Source organism: Nocardia mexicana NBRC 108244 (genome assembly GCF_001613165.1).
Taxonomy (GTDB): domain Bacteria; phylum Actinomycetota; class Actinomycetes; order Mycobacteriales; family Mycobacteriaceae; genus Nocardia; species Nocardia mexicana.
In genome coordinates this window covers 53,224-66,842 of sequence record NZ_BDBV01000066.1, presented here as the reverse complement: position 1 = coordinate 66,842, position 13,619 = coordinate 53,224, and the positions used below count along the sequence as shown (strand labels likewise).

General features: G+C 69.0%; 12 protein-coding genes. 4 read left to right on the top strand and 8 right to left on the bottom strand.

Going from position 1 to position 13,619, the window contains the following annotated elements:
- Genes NM1_RS25555 through NM1_RS25535 form a run of 5 tightly spaced genes read right to left on the bottom strand, consistent with a single transcriptional unit; the run spans nucleotide 1 to nucleotide 5,625 of the window.
- Nucleotides 1-1,827: an alkyl/aryl-sulfatase gene (locus NM1_RS25555; protein WP_068024813.1), complete on the bottom strand. Its 1,827-nt coding sequence runs from the start codon at nucleotides 1,825-1,827 to the stop codon at nucleotides 1-3.
- A gap of 48 nt (nucleotides 1,828-1,875) precedes the next feature.
- On the bottom strand, nucleotides 1,876-2,250 hold the full coding sequence (locus NM1_RS25550) for an SHOCT domain-containing protein (protein ID WP_068024810.1): 375 nt from the start codon (nucleotides 2,248-2,250) through the stop codon (nucleotides 1,876-1,878).
- A 50-nt stretch (nucleotides 2,251-2,300) separates the two neighbouring features.
- The gene (locus tag NM1_RS25545) at nucleotides 2,301-2,606 is read right to left on the bottom strand and encodes an SHOCT domain-containing protein (protein ID WP_068024807.1); all 306 of its coding nucleotides are present in this window, start codon (nucleotides 2,604-2,606) and stop codon (nucleotides 2,301-2,303) included.
- Nucleotides 2,607-2,621: 15 nt separating this feature from the next.
- Nucleotides 2,622-3,041, bottom strand: a complete 420-nt coding sequence (locus tag NM1_RS25540; RefSeq protein ID WP_068024803.1) for a DUF6325 family protein — start codon at nucleotides 3,039-3,041, stop codon at nucleotides 2,622-2,624.
- A gap of 58 nt (nucleotides 3,042-3,099) precedes the next feature.
- Complete coding sequence (locus tag NM1_RS25535) at nucleotides 3,100-5,625, bottom strand: winged helix-turn-helix domain-containing protein (RefSeq protein WP_068024801.1); 2,526 nt, start codon at nucleotides 5,623-5,625, stop codon at nucleotides 3,100-3,102.
- Between the two features lie 277 nt (nucleotides 5,626-5,902).
- Here NM1_RS25535 and NM1_RS25530 point away from each other — a divergent pair, with 277 nt between their 5' ends.
- Entirely contained in the window at nucleotides 5,903-7,069 is a 1,167-nt protein-coding gene (locus tag NM1_RS25530) for an AI-2E family transporter (protein ID WP_068024975.1), read from the top strand.
- Here the strand turns inward: NM1_RS25530 and NM1_RS25525 are convergent.
- A complete protein-coding gene (locus NM1_RS25525; RefSeq protein ID WP_068024973.1) occupies nucleotides 7,035-7,250 on the bottom strand; it encodes a DUF8691 family protein in 216 nt (71 codons plus the stop codon). The two genes, NM1_RS25530 and NM1_RS25525, sit on opposite strands and share 35 nt — an antisense overlap.
- A gap of 154 nt (nucleotides 7,251-7,404) precedes the next feature.
- Here NM1_RS25525 and NM1_RS25520 point away from each other — a divergent pair, with 154 nt between their 5' ends.
- Nucleotides 7,405-7,809 (top strand): DUF7144 family membrane protein, encoded by a 405-nt coding sequence (locus tag NM1_RS25520; RefSeq protein ID WP_068024797.1) that lies wholly within the window; start codon nucleotides 7,405-7,407, stop codon nucleotides 7,807-7,809.
- 38 nt (nucleotides 7,810-7,847) lie between these two features.
- Nucleotides 7,848-9,545 (top strand): SulP family inorganic anion transporter, encoded by a 1,698-nt coding sequence (locus NM1_RS25515; RefSeq protein ID WP_068024794.1) that lies wholly within the window; start codon nucleotides 7,848-7,850, stop codon nucleotides 9,543-9,545.
- Here the strand turns inward: NM1_RS25515 and NM1_RS25510 are convergent, their stop codons facing one another.
- Both NM1_RS25510 and NM1_RS25505 read right to left on the bottom strand, forming a co-directional pair.
- Nucleotides 9,546-9,770, bottom strand: a complete 225-nt coding sequence (locus NM1_RS25510; protein WP_068024789.1) for a LapA family protein — start codon at nucleotides 9,768-9,770, stop codon at nucleotides 9,546-9,548.
- A gap of 59 nt (nucleotides 9,771-9,829) precedes the next feature.
- Nucleotides 9,830-10,798: a DUF389 domain-containing protein gene (locus NM1_RS25505; RefSeq protein WP_068024969.1), complete on the bottom strand. Its 969-nt coding sequence runs from the start codon at nucleotides 10,796-10,798 to the stop codon at nucleotides 9,830-9,832.
- A 181-nt stretch (nucleotides 10,799-10,979) separates the two neighbouring features.
- Between NM1_RS25505 and rph the strand changes: the two genes are divergently transcribed.
- Nucleotides 10,980-13,586, top strand: a complete 2,607-nt coding sequence (rph, locus tag NM1_RS25500; RefSeq protein ID WP_246011400.1) for a rifamycin-inactivating phosphotransferase — start codon at nucleotides 10,980-10,982, stop codon at nucleotides 13,584-13,586.
- Nucleotides 13,587-13,619 lie beyond the last annotated feature (33 nt).

Here is a 13,619-nt window from a genome sequence, read left to right as displayed (position 1 = left end):
TCAGGGTTCGATTATGTGGAAGTGGGGGTCGGGGGTGTCGAGGAGGTTGGTGAGGGTTTCGAGGACGCGGGGGTCGCCGTCCATGGCGATGCCGTCCAGTCCGGCGCCCGTAAGGGTTTGCAGGAGTTGGGGTTTGGTGAGGTGGAGGGTCAGGTCGGCGGCGCCTCGGAGGGGCGCCTTCGTGGTGTGGGTGCGGTGGGTGAGGGCGCCGTGGGAGAGGGTGAGGCGGACTATGCGGCCCTGGTCGGTGAGATCCCAGTCCATGGTGAGGTTTCCGGCCTCGGCGGCGCGAGGTCCGTTGACGCGCACGGCAAGTGAGTCGATGAGCATGTCGATGGTCAGTGCCGACAGCGTCTCCGGATTGGTGGTGTCCAGGGCGGCCGGGGTGGTGCCGTGCCGCAGTTCCTGGGCGCCGACGAGATAGAAGTTGCGCCACGGGCCGTTTTCGGCGCCGTACCCGAGCTGCTCGTACACCCCGGCCAAGGCGTCCTTGGCGCCGCCGTGCGCGGGCTCGGCGAAGACGGCGTGATTGAGCAGTGTGGCCGCGAACCGGAGATCGCCCTGGTCGGCGTAGGCGCGCCCCTTGGCGACGACGGCGTCGACGCCGCCGTAGTCGGCGACGTAGCGCTTCGCCTGCTCGACCGGGGGATGCTCCCACAGGTGCGCGGGGTTGCCGTCGAACCAGCCCATGTAGCGCTGGTAGACCGCCTTGGTGTTGTGGCTGGTCGATCCGTAGTAGCCGCGGTTGGCCCACAGCCGGTCGAGTTCGGGCGGGAACTCGAGCTCCTCGGCGATCTCGGCTCCGGTGTGGCCCTGATTGATCAGCCGCAGGGTCTGATCGTGCATGTAGGCGTACATATCTCGCTGTCCGGCCAGCCAGGCGGTCCAGCGGTCGGCGCCCCAGGTGGGCCAGTGGTGGGAGGCGAAGGCGACGTCGGCCTTGTCGGAGAACAGCGCGATGGCCTCGTCGAGGTAATGCGCCCAGATGCGGGAGTCGCGGACCAGGGCACCGCGCAGCGTGAGCACGTTGTGCATGTTGTGAGTCGCGTTCTCCGCCATGCACAATGCCCGCCGGTCGGGGAACAGGAAGTTCATCTCGGCCGGCGCCTCGGTGCCCGGGGTGAGCTGGAAGACCATGCTGACGCCGTCGATCTTCTCCTCCTGCCCGGTCTCGGTGATGTCGACCGTGGGCGGCACGAGGCCGATGCTGCCGAGGGAGGTGGTCATGCCGAGCCCGCAGCCGATCTGCCCGTCCGGGCCTTTCGCGAGTGCGCCGCCGTACATGAAGATCGCGCGGCGGGTCATCGCGTTTCCGGCATAGACGTTCTCACTCACGGCGTGTTCGAGGAAGCCCGCGGGCGCGAGGATCGGAACCGGTTCGTGCCCTTCGGGAATCACGCCGCGCACGCCGCCGAAGTGGTCGGCGTGCGAGTGCGTGTAGATGACGCCGGTGACCGGGCGGTCCCCGCGGTGGCCGCGATACAGTGCCAGGGCGGCGGCCGCGCATTCGGCCGAGATCAGCGGGTCGATGACGATGACGCCCTGGTCGCCCTCGATGACGGTCATATTCGACAGGTCGAGGTTGCGCACCTGATAGATGCCCTCGGCGACCTCGAACAGGCCCTGTTTGTTGCACAGCTGCGCCTGCCGCCAGAGGCTGGGGTTCGCCGTGGGCGGGCAGTCGGCGTCGAGGAAGCGGTAGGCCTCGCCGTCCCACACCGTGCGCCCGTCGGCGGCGGTGATGACGGCGGGATCGAGCGCCGTGACGAATCCCCTTGCGGCGTCTTCGAAGTCGGTGTTGTCGTCGAAATCCAGCGATGCGGTCATGAGTGCCTCGTTTCGGAGCTGTCGGGCTGCTTCACGGGACCGGCGGGGTCAGGCGAGCGCCTTGTGCTTCAGCCGCTCGAATTCCTCCGCGGAGATCGTGCCGTCGTCCAGCAGCTTCTTGGCGTCGGCGATCTGGGCCGCGGAGTTGGTCCCGGCGGCCGTGCGGATGTAGTCCTGCTCCGCCGACTGCGCCTCCCGCACGGCGGTGGTGGTGCGTTCGGCCATGCCGCGCCCGCGGACCAGCAGATAGACGAGCGCGGTGAGCAGCGGCAGCACGAACAGGAACACGATCCAGACGGCCTTGACCCAGCCGGAGGTCTCCTTGTCCCGGAACAGGTCGCCGATGATGTAGAACAGCATCAGCAGATAGGCGACGAACGCGAAACTCACCACGATGAGCCAGAGCGCTTCCCACACCGACATGATTCACCTCGATACTCTCGGGTCGGCACTGCGAGTGCAGTTGCCGGACTTCATGATTCGAGCAGTTGAGCCTTCGCGGCCGCGAATTCCTGATCCGACAGCACACCGGAGGTGTGCAGCCTGCCGAGGCGCTCCAGCTTCTCGACCAGGCCCTCCTCGGACGGCGCGGGCGCCGGTTGCGGCGGCGGGTACTGCGGCTGCTGCTGTTGCGCATAGGCCTGCTGTTCGGCGGCGCGCTGCTGGGAGCGCCGGTTGACGGCGTTGGCGGTCGCGCTGGCGGTTCCCGCTACGACGGCGGTGCGCGCGATCGTGCCGAGGAGGCCGGGCCTGCCGATGCGTCCTGCTCGAAACACCATGGGGCGGTTCCTTTCTCAGGGTGCGGCGAGTGCCGCTTCGACGGCGTCGCGGGGGATCTGCACGTGCAGGGCGAGTTCGCCGCCCGCGGCCGCGATGGTTCCGGCGAGCCGGCGGGCCCAGGTCTGCTCGTAGACCACGACGACGGCCGAGGTGCCGGGTGCCATCGACTCGCGGACCACGTCCAGGTCCTCGTCGCTGACCAGCCCGCGCGGGTCGACGGTCAGGTCGGCGAGCCCGGCCTCGTGCAGGGATTCGTCGACCTCGACCTGGACCACGTCGCCGGACCCGTCCTTGGTGAGATAGACCAGGTCGATGATCGTCGCGTCACCGCGGTCGACCACGTCCCGCAGGGCGTCGACCACCGGTTCGGCGATCCGCCTGCCGGGAAATGTCAGCACCGTCAGTTCCACCGGGCCCAGACCGTCGTTCGCCATGGCCCGATCGTCGCGAGTCCGCGCGCCGCGCGCTTCATCCGATTGGGGTGAAACGGGTTCAGATCAGGCCGAGGGTGCGGGCGTGGGTGATCGCGTCGGCGCGGGTCCGGACACCGAGCTTGTGGTAGATGCCGCGCAGGTGGGTCTTGACGGTGTTGATCGAGACGCCCATGTCGGCGGCGATGCTGTGGGTGGTCATGCCGGAGGGGAGTTGGCGCAGCACCGTGGTCTCGGTGCTGGTCAGCTGCGGGGCATTGCCGCGGGTGCGGGAGCGGCGCCGGACGAGGTCGACGAAATCGTCGAGATATCCGAACCTGCCTACGAACTGGTCGAGCAGTTCCGATATGCCGGGCACATCGAGAAAAGGACGGACCAGTCGGTCTGCGTACGCGAGGCCGAGCGCTCGATGCAGCGCCTCGTAGGTCGCGGTGGGCCGATCGAGCCGATGACAGGCCGAGGCATAGAGCAGCCGCGCGTGGATGGCCGAGACCGGATGCAGATCGTCGCGCTCGAGCAGCGGCTCGACAAGTTCCACGGTGACGACCGAGCGCTGATTGCGGTCGGCGAGAGCGGCCTCGACGAGCGTGGTTTCGGGTCGCGGACCCAGTACCGCCACGGCCCGGTCGAGCAGCTGCCGGGTGGTTTCGCACCAGCGCACGCGCAGCAGCGCCCAGGCCACGTGAACCAGCAGCCCGCCGGTCGTCGCCGGTTGGGGCGCCTCGTCGAGCAGGCGGTGCATCTCGCTCCGCAGGGTGTCGGCGACGGCGTGCCGATCGGGCGTCGTGTCGAAGTCGAACAGTCGCGCCAGGACCTCCGCGTGCCAGCCGGGAGCCGGGGCGGTGGAACCGTCCAATCGCCGTGCGAGCGGCAGGATTTCCAGACGCGTGCACTCGTCGTCGGCCTGCAGATACGACATCAGCGCGGCCATGACGCGGGCGTGGGCGAGCGGCGCGGTGTCGTTCAGATGGTGGTCCTCGGCGAAAGCGACGGCCCGGCAGGCGCGTTCGCGCATCACGGTGAGCGCGCCGCCGAGCCCCGCGGCGAGCGCGAGCCGGGTGAGCGCGTGCAGGGTGAGGCGGTGCAGCCGGACCCGCTCCGACAGCGCCAATGCGTGGCGCAGCTCCGGCTCACCCCACGAGGGGGCGCCCGGCGCGAGGGTGTGCGCTGTCGCGGTCTGTAAGGCGATGTAGCAGTCGAGGTCCGGGTGTCCCGTCGGTGCGGGCGATTCCGGCGGTGGTCCCGACGCGACCCGTCCGGTCGCGACACCGACATCGCAGCGGACGGCATCGGTGAAGGGGCGCAGCAGGTTCGGGGCGGCGTATGCCGAGTTCCGGTGGGCGCGTTCACCGATGAGGTCCGCCAGTGCCGATGCCCGGACGAGATCGGCGTGTTCGATGGCGTCGGCGATGCGCAGCAGCAGGAGGAACGGGTCGTCGGCGGCGCCCTCCAGATGGTCGAGGTGCCGGAACAGGGCCGGACCGTTGCCTTCGAACACCATGCGGGGTCCGTGATCTCGGATGAACCCCGTCAGTGCGGGACGACCGGGTTCGGCGAGCACATGGTGCAGCGCGTTCGGCAGCAGCCCGGCGGTCGTGAACCAGTGCGCGCACGCGCGGTGCAGTTCGGTGGACCGGCCGGGATCGGTGCGGGCGCACTCGGCGAGGAGATAGGTGCGCAGCATCGGGTGGTAGGTGTACCAGAGTACGCCGTCGCGGGCCACGACCTCGAGGGGAAAATTGTTGCGCAGCAACAGGTCCAGCGTGCGAGACGCGGTCGTCCCCACCAGTTCCTCGGCCAGGTCGGCGCAGAACTGATCGGGGACCGACGTGGCGACCAGGAAGTCGAGCGCCTCGGGCGACACCACGTCGAGAAGCTCGCCGACCAGGAAATCCGCCACCGCGTGCGGACCCTGGGCCAGCGCGGCGATCGCGGTGTCCCGGTCGCCGGTGTGCGCGGCCAGGTGAATGGCGGCGATCCGGACGAGCCCGGCCCAGCCGCAGGTGATCTCCTGGATGGTGGACAGCTCGGAGCCGGTGAGCCGGCAGTCGTGCTGCGCGAGCAGTTCGGCGGTGTGCTTCTCGCCGAAGGCGAGGTCGTGGGGTCCGATGCGGGTCAGCCGTGCGGTCATCTCCAGGGCGTGCCAGCGCAGCGGCGGATCGTGACGGCCGACGACCACAATGGTGAGGGATCCGGGTGCGTGTTCGACGAAATGTTCGAGACCGGACAGCGTGAGCGGATCACTGATCAGGTGTGCGTCATCGATGATCAGCACGGCGGGGTCCGAGCGGGTGGCGAGCGCGGACAGGATCGCCGCGGGCTCGTCCGCCGGTGAGTCCGGGATCCGGTGCGCGGCGGTGGCAATCGGCAGGTCCAGCGCGGCGCCGACCGCCTGCCACAGCCGGTCGGTCTCGGCCGCGATGTCGGAGATGCCGACCCAGCCGATGCGGACGTCCGAGCGCCGCCGCGCCCAATCGGCCACCAGGACGGTCTTGCCGGTTCCCGCGGGTGCGCAAATGAGGGCGGTGTGTCCGTTGGGTGTGCGGGTGGCGCGGTCCAGGCGTGCGTGCGGCCCGGCTATTCGCACCGGGGGGAATGGGAGAACGGGCGGCGTATGCGTCGTTCCGTGGGCGGTGAGGCCACGGTTGTCGCCCGAATCGATAGCGGATAGTTCTGGTGCAACCACAACCCCTCCGTAAGGTTCTCCATTTCGGCCGAGCGTATGTAGTGCGTCTGATCCGTCCGTTCCCGAACGTATACCGATGGTTTGCTGTGTGCCGAGGGGTGCGATGGAATCTTGATCGGATCGAATTCATCCGGAAGGTGTGAAGAGTCGCTGCGCGGACGCGGTTACAGTCGCCGCCGTGCGGGTGCGATCGAGCCGGAAGGCTCCGCCGGGGAAGGTGGCGCCGCCGGCCGCGACGGCCGGTGCGTGGGCGATTCCGCGCGGGTTGATCGTGGTGCTCGCGATCGCGGCGGCGGTGATCGCCATCGGCGGTATCAAGGCATTCTCCGAGGTGCTGGCGCCGACATTCCTGGCTCTCATGCTCACCGTGGCGGTCCAGCCGCTGCAGCGATGGGCACAGCGCCGCGGCCTGCCGGCGTGGCTCGGCATGGTGCTGGCGCTGCTGGCGGTCTGGTTGATCCTGATCCTGCTGCTCGGTGCGCTGATCCTGTCGGCGGCACAGCTGGCCACCGAACTTCCCCAGTACAGCGACCGGGTGAGCGACCTGCTTTCGGGCATTCGCTCGGCATTGTCCGACGCGGGGGTGAATACCGATCAGATCCACAACATGCTCAGCGGATTCGACATGAACAATGTCGTCGGCATGCTGGAGAGCGCGCTGCGAAACCTCATCGGGGTGCTGTCGAATCTGTTCTTCCTCGCGGCGCTGCTGATGTTCATGGCGATCGACGGCATGAGCATGCGCCGGAAAATGGCCGTGGTCGCGGAGATTCGGCCCGAAATCTCCTATGCGCTCACCGCATTCGCGGCCGGAACCCGCAAATACCTGATGGTGTCGACGGTATTCGGGTTCATCGTCGCGGTGTTCGACGGCGCCGCCCTCTGGTGGATGGGGGTGCCGCTGCCGATGCTGTGGGCGGTGCTGTCGTTCATCACCAACTACATTCCGAATATCGGGTTCCTCATCGGCCTGGTGCCGCCCGCATTGCTCGCCCTGCTCGACAGCGGTCCGGCGCTGATGATCTGGGTCATCGTGGTCTACTGCGCGATCAACTTCGTGATTCAGTCGATCATCCAGCCCAAGTACGTCGGGGATTCGGTGGGTCTCAGCGTCACCGTCACGTTCCTGTCGCTGGTGTTCTGGTCCTGGGTGCTGGGGCCGCTCGGCGCGCTGCTGGCCGTGCCGATGACGCTGCTGGTGAAAGCCCTGCTGCTGGACATCGATCCGACGACGCGCTGGGTGAGCGCCCTGATCGCCGACAAGGCGCCGGCGACCGGCGGCGACTTCGAGGAGCGCGGGTACCCCGGCGCTAATCCGGCAGCCGGGACATCTCCAGCAGAGTGAGTCCCAGCGCGTCGATCCGCGCCATCACGCCGCGTACGGCGGTGCTGTCGGGCACGGCCCCGTACAGCAGGGTCGTACCGGAGGTCGAGCGGTCGCTGCGAGTCAGCTCGGGGAAGGCGGCCTGCGCGCGTTCCGACAGTTCGCCCTCGATGACGAACTGGTAGCGAACGGCATTCGACATGGATCTCAGGCTCCAGCGGTGCCATCGCACACACATCATCCGCTCGGGATGACCTCGAACGCGTCGCGGCCACCGCGTCACCCTGCGCGGGTGAGGCGCCGCCGCGGCCCCTGCGCCAGAGTCGGCGGTGATATCTGCCAGGAAGGAGTCGGAAATGACAACCTCGCAGGAGAACCATCCCGTGCGACAGGGGCTGGCCGCCGGAACCTCGATCGGCGCCGCGATCCTGCTGATCACCGTCGGCATCCTGTCGCTGTTCGAGGGCATCTCGGCGGTCGCGAAGGACGAATTGTTCGTGGTGGGCGTCGAATACGTCTACAAGTTCGACATCACCACCTGGGGCTGGATCCACATCGTGCTGGGCGTGATCCTGGTGGTCGCCGCCCTCGGCCTGATGACGGGGACCGCCTGGGGTCGTGGCGCGGCGATCGGCATCGCCGCGGTGTCGATCCTCGCGAACTTCCTGTGGCTGCCGTACTACCCGTGGTGGTCGGTGCTGGTGATCGCGCTCGACGTCGTGGTCATCTGGGCCGTCGCCACGTGGCGCCCGCAGGACTGACGCACGGACGCCATGGGCACCGTCGTCGGTGATCTGTGATGGAGCGGAATCACGCGGCGGCGCCCCGGTCGGTCTTCGAATCGCTGCGGGGGTACCGGCGGCAGTGGGTGCGTGCCGACGTGATCGCCGGGCTCACCGTGTGGGCCGTGCTGGTTCCGGAGGCATTGGCGTACGCGTCCATTGCCGGGGTCCCGCCCGTCACCGGGTTGTATGCCGCGGTGCCCGCCCTGGTGCTCTATGCCCTGGCGGGTAGTTCGCGGCATCTGGTGACGGGGCCGATGTCGGCCACGGCGGCGCTGTCGGCGGCGATCGTGACGCCGCTGGCGGGTGCCGACGGCGGCCGGTACCTCGCGTTGTCGACCGCGCTGGCCGTCGTGACCGGGCTGGCCGGACTGCTGGCCGGGCTGATCCGGCTCGGGTTCGTGGCGTCGTTCATCTCCGAGCCGGTGCTCGAGGGGTTCATCGTCGGGCTGGCGCTCACCATCATCGTCGGCCAGGTTCCGAAGCTGCTGGGCATCGGCAAACACGAGGGCGACTTCTTCGAGCAGGTCTGGGGCGTGCTGACGAACCTCGGCGAAACACAATGGCGCACAGTACTTCTCGGTGGTCTGAGTCTCGCCGTGGTACTGGGGTTGAAGCGGTGGCTGCCGCTGGTTCCCGGATCGCTGCTGGCGGTGCTGCTGGGTATCGCCGCGGTGGCGGTGTTCGGCCTGGACGACAAGGGTGTCGACATCGTCGGCCACATCGACTCCGGGCTGCCCGCGGTCGGTCTGCCCGGCGGGGTCGGGTTTCGCGACTACCTCGACCTGCTCGGCCCCGCCGTCGGCGTGGTGCTGATCGGCTTCGCCGAGGGGCTGGGCGCGGCGAAAACCTATGCGGCCAGGGCGGGTTACGAGGTGGACGCCAACCGCGAACTGCTCGGGCTGGGCGCGGCGAATCTCGGCTCCGGGCTGGCGTCGGGCATGGTCGTCAACGGCAGCCTGTCCAAGACCGCGGTCAACGGTTCGGCCGGGGCGAAGACGCAGTTGAGCGGTCTCGTGGTGGCCGCGTTGACCGTGCTGACCCTGCTGTTCCTGACCGGCCTGTTCGAGAAGCTGCCCGAGGCGACGCTGGCGGGCGTGGTCATCGCCGCCGTGATCGAGCTGGTCGACATCGCCGCGCTGCGGCGGCTGTACCGGGCGTGGACGGAGCGGCTGGGCGCGATCTACGGCAAGGCGGCCCGCGCCGACTTCACGGCGGCGGTGGCGGCCATGCTCGGTGTGCTGCTGTTCGACACCCTGCCCGGCCTGCTGATCGGCATCGGCATCTCGATGCTGCTGCTCGTCTACCGCACCTCCCGCCCGCACGTCGTGCCGCTGGCGAAGCAGGGCACGCTGTGGCTCGACGCGGATCGCCATCCGGGCCTGCCGCGCCGCGCGGATCTGCTGGTGGTGCGCGTCGAATCGGGACTGTTCTTCGCCAATGCCGACTATGTCCGCGACCGGATCGGGCAGCTGTGCACCGAGCACACCAAGCTCGTCGTCCTCGATGCCGAGACCTCGCCGACCATCGACGTCACCGCGGCCGCCGTGCTCGACGACCTGCGCGACGGTCTCGCACGCCGCGGCATCGACTTCCGCATCGCCCGGTCCATCGGCCAGTTCGGCGACGAGCTGCGCACCGCGCAGACCGGTGGCGCGCCGATCGGGGTGTACCCGACCGTCGCCGCCGCCGTGGCGGATCTTCCGGAGCCGTGATCAGTTCCGGACGTGCCGGAACAGTAGGCCCGCAAGCCATCCCACGGCGAACATCACCAGCAGGATCAGCCACATCGGCGAGCGGATCGTGATCAGCAGGAACTCGATCTCCACCCGGTCGCGGTTCGCCACGATGAACAGGACGGCCAGCACCGTCAGCACGATCGCCAGCCACTGCGTGATCGAGATCCGCGAAACGATCGAGGGTTTCGCTGTCTTGTCCATCGCCGCAGTATCCGCCGACGCCCGGGAACCCCGCCTCACCCGCAGCGGATGAGGCCGGCCTACTCGCCGGTGACGCGTTCGCCGACCGTATGCACCACGACGACCGCCGGATTCCAGGGCATCAGGCCGTCGACGGCGTGCTGCAGGTCGGCCATCGGCGGCAGCTGTTCGGGTCCGAGCACCGACACGGTCGCGGTATCGCTCTGCAGTGTCACGTCGGTGACCTCCGCGCCGGGCGTATCACGCAGCCAGTCCTTGGCGGCGTCGGAGATCTGGCCCGCCCACAGCGACGCCAGGGAATTCACCGTCATCGGCAGCGCGACCAGCACCAGCGCCGCGGTCAGCACCAGGTATGCCCGGCCGCGGCGCGGGGTGGCCGCCCCGGCCTCCCGGCCGTATCCGACGCCCACGAGCACCGCGGTCGTCGTGAGGATCATGGCCACCACGTTGGAGACGAACAGCACCAGCGCACCCAGTCCCAACGCCGGTGCGCCGGAGCCGAGGCATACGCCGACCACCGCCAGCGGGGGCACCAGGGAGATGGCGATGGCCACCCCGGGCAGCACGTCGCCGACGTCTCGCCGCGTGATCGCCACCGCCGCGACCAGCCCGGTCGCCAGCGCCGCCGTGAGGTCCATCAGGGTGGGCGACGTCCGCCCCTGCACCTGCGAATTCGACAGCACGGAAACCGGATTGGGCAGCAGCTGCGCGAACAGGAAGCCCAGCAGTATCACCACCGCGACCCCGGCGAGCACCAGCAGCAGGCTCCGCCCGACCAGACGTCCCCGGCCGGTCGCGATACCCAGCCCGATACCCAGGATCGGGACCGACAGCGGGGCCACGATCATCGCGCCGATCACGGTCGCCGTGGAATCACCCGCCACGCCCGAGATCGCGATGACCGCCGACAGCACCAGCATGATCCAGAACGCGGACCGCTTCGCCGACGAATCACCGACCGACAGATCCAGCCGATCGGTCAGCTCGTCCAGCGAGCGGCGCTGACTGTCCGGAAGCAGATACTGCATTCGCCGGATTCTGCGCGCATCGGCGACCCCCGGATTCACCCGGAAGAGGTGATCTTCGCCGTCGTCCCCCTTCACCTTCCACTGTACAGAGAATTCCGGGGCCTCATGAGGCTCCGATTTATGGTCCATAATCGCTCGCTGACAACCGAAACAACCAGGTGAGGAGTGCGGGTTGGCCTATGTGCTGAGTCTCGGGGAGGTCGGCCGGACGCATGTCGCGGACGTCGGCGGCAAGGGGGCGAATCTCGGCGAGCTGATGCGGGTCGACGGGGTCGCGGTGCCGGACGGTTTCTGCGTGACGACGGACGCCTTCGCGCGGACGCTGGCAGCCGCGCCGTCGATCGAGGATCTGCTCGGCGAGCTGGCCCGCCTGGAACCGGACGACCGGGCAGGTATCGGTGTGCTGAGCGCGCAGATGCGCTGCGCCGTAACGGAACTCGTGATTCCCGAGGATGTGGCGGCCGAGATCGTCGGCGCGCACGCCCGGCTCGGTGCGGAGGGCGCCTACGCCGTCCGGTCCAGTGCGACGGCCGAGGATCTGCCCACCGCATCCTTCGCCGGCCAGCAGGACACGTATCTGAACATCGTGGGGTCCGCGGCGATCCTCGAACACGTCGGCCGGTGCTGGGGTTCGCTGTTCACCGAGCGGGCCGTCACCTACCGCCTGCGAAACGGGTTCGGCCACAAGGCGATCCGGATGGCGGTGGTCGTGCAGCGGATGGTCTTCCCGCGGGCGGCGGGCATCATGGTCACGGCCGACCCCGTCACCTCCGATCGGACGGTGGTATCCATCGACGCGGGCTTCGGCCTGGGGGAGGCCCTCGTCTCCGGCCTCGTGAACGCCGACGTCTACCGGGTTCGCGACGGCAGCGTCACCGGCAGGACGATCGGCACCAAGAAACTGTCCGTCGAGTCGGCGCCGGCGGGCGGAACTCAGGTTCGGGAGATCGCGCCGGAGCACCGGGACGAACCGGTGCTCACCGACGCCGAGGTGCTGCGGCTCGCGCGGCTGGGCCGCCGCATCGAGGCACATTTCGGCGCCCCGCAGGACATCGAGTGGTGCCTCGACGGCGACGCGGTCCGCATCGTCCAGAGCAGGCCGATCACCACGCTGTTCCCGATTCCCGAGACCGCCGACGAGGACAACCGCGTCTACGTCTCGGTCGGTCACCAGCAGATGATGACCGACGCGATGAAGCCCCTGGGAATCTCGCTGTGGCAGCTCACGAGCCGGGCGCCGATGCGTGCCGCGGGCGGGCGGTTGTTCGTGGATGTCACCAAGATGCTGTCGTCGCCGGGCAGCGCCGCCGGTCTGGCCGAGGCGCTCGGCAAGTCCGATCCCCTGATCGGGGACGCGCTGCGGACCGTGATCGACCGCGGCTTCGTTCGTCAAGTGCCGGAACAGGATTCGGTCGCCGCACCGGCCGCCGCCGCACCCGCGCCGATCGAGACCGATCCCGGTATCGTCACCGAGCTGATCGCGGAGAGCGAGGCGTCCTTCGCGGCGTTGCAGCGAGATATCCGCGGCGCGTCCGGACCGGCACTGCTCGACTTCGTCCAAGCCGATATCCGGGAATTGCAGCGGGTCCTGTTCACCCCGCGCGGGCTGCAGGTGATCACGGCCGCGGTGGATGCCTCGTTCTGGCTCAACGATCGACTGCAGGAATGGCTGGGCGAGAAGAACGCCGCCGATGCGCTCACCCAGTCGGTGCCGGGGAACGTGACCTCCGAGATGGGCCTGGCGCTGCTGGACGTCGCCGACGCGATCCGCCCGCATCCGGAGGCGGTGGCCTATCTGGAACAGGTCGAGCGGGCGGGGCCGACCGGGAACGGTTTCCTGGAGGAGCTGGCGGAATGCCCGGGCGGGCCCGAGGCGCGCGCCGCGATCGAGGGCTTCCTCGACACGTACGGCATGCGCTGTGCGGGCGAGATCGACATCACCAGGCCGCGCTGGAGCGAAAGCCCCGCCACGTTGGTGCCGACCATCCTCGGCAATATCCGGAACTTCCGGCCCGGCGCGGGCAGGCAGCGGTTCGAGGACGGCCTGCGCGACGCCGAACGGACGAAAGCGCAACTCCTGCACCGTCTGCGGGCCCTGCCGGACGGCGAGCGGAAGGCCGCCGAGACCGAGCGGATGATCGACCGCGTCCGCACGTTCTCCGGGTATCGGGAGTATCCGAAGTACCGGATGGTCAGCCGCTACTTCGTCTACAAGCGGGCCCTGCTGGAGGAGGCCGGACGCCTGGTGCGGGCGGGCGTGCTGCGCGAGCCCGAGGACATCTTCTACCTGACATTCGACGAACTCCGCGAGGTGGCGAACACGCACCGCGCGAACGCGGAGCTGATCGACGAGCGCAAGGAGGCGTTCCGCGCGTACCGGGCGCTCACCCCGCCGCGGGTGCTCACCTCCGACGGCGAGGCCCTCACCGGCGCGTATCGGCGCGAGGACTTGCCCGCGGATGCGCTGCCCGGCATGGCGGTATCGGCCGGGACGATCGAGGGCCGCGCCCGCGTCGTGTCCGATCTCGCGCGGGCCGACCTGGAGACGGGCGACATCCTGGTTACCGCCTATACCGATCCGAGCTGGACCCCGCTGTTCGTCGCGATCAACGGCCTGGTGACCGAGGTCGGCGGAGTGATGACGCACGGTGCGGTGATCGCCCGCGAGTACGGCCTGCCCGCGGTGGTCGGCGTGGAGCATGCCACCGAGCTGATCCGCGACGGTGACCGCATCCGGGTGAACGGTGCGGACGGGTACGTCGAGATCCTGTCACGGCGGAGCGAGTGAGGGCCGCGCCGACCGGAACCGCGTGGTGGTCGG

Excerpts from the sequence above, each read along its gene's own strand:
- NM1_RS25555 (WP_068024813.1), bottom strand. The coding sequence starts at position 1,827 with ATGACCGCATCGCTGGATTTCGACGACAACACCGACTTCGAAGACGCC.
- NM1_RS25550 (WP_068024810.1), bottom strand. The coding sequence starts at position 2,250 with ATGTCGGTGTGGGAAGCGCTCTGGCTCATCGTGGTGAGTTTCGCGTTC.
- NM1_RS25545 (WP_068024807.1), bottom strand. The coding sequence starts at position 2,606 with ATGGTGTTTCGAGCAGGACGCATCGGCAGGCCCGGCCTCCTCGGCACG.
- NM1_RS25540 (WP_068024803.1), bottom strand. The coding sequence starts at position 3,041 with ATGGCGAACGACGGTCTGGGCCCGGTGGAACTGACGGTGCTGACATTT.
- NM1_RS25525 (WP_068024973.1), bottom strand. The coding sequence starts at position 7,250 with ATGTCGAATGCCGTTCGCTACCAGTTCGTCATCGAGGGCGAACTGTCG.
- NM1_RS25520 (WP_068024797.1), top strand. The coding sequence starts at position 7,405 with ATGACAACCTCGCAGGAGAACCATCCCGTGCGACAGGGGCTGGCCGCC.
- NM1_RS25515 (WP_068024794.1), top strand. The coding sequence starts at position 7,848 with ATGGAGCGGAATCACGCGGCGGCGCCCCGGTCGGTCTTCGAATCGCTG.
- NM1_RS25510 (WP_068024789.1), bottom strand. The coding sequence starts at position 9,770 with ATGGACAAGACAGCGAAACCCTCGATCGTTTCGCGGATCTCGATCACG.
- NM1_RS25505 (WP_068024969.1), bottom strand. The coding sequence starts at position 10,798 with ATGCAGTATCTGCTTCCGGACAGTCAGCGCCGCTCGCTGGACGAGCTG.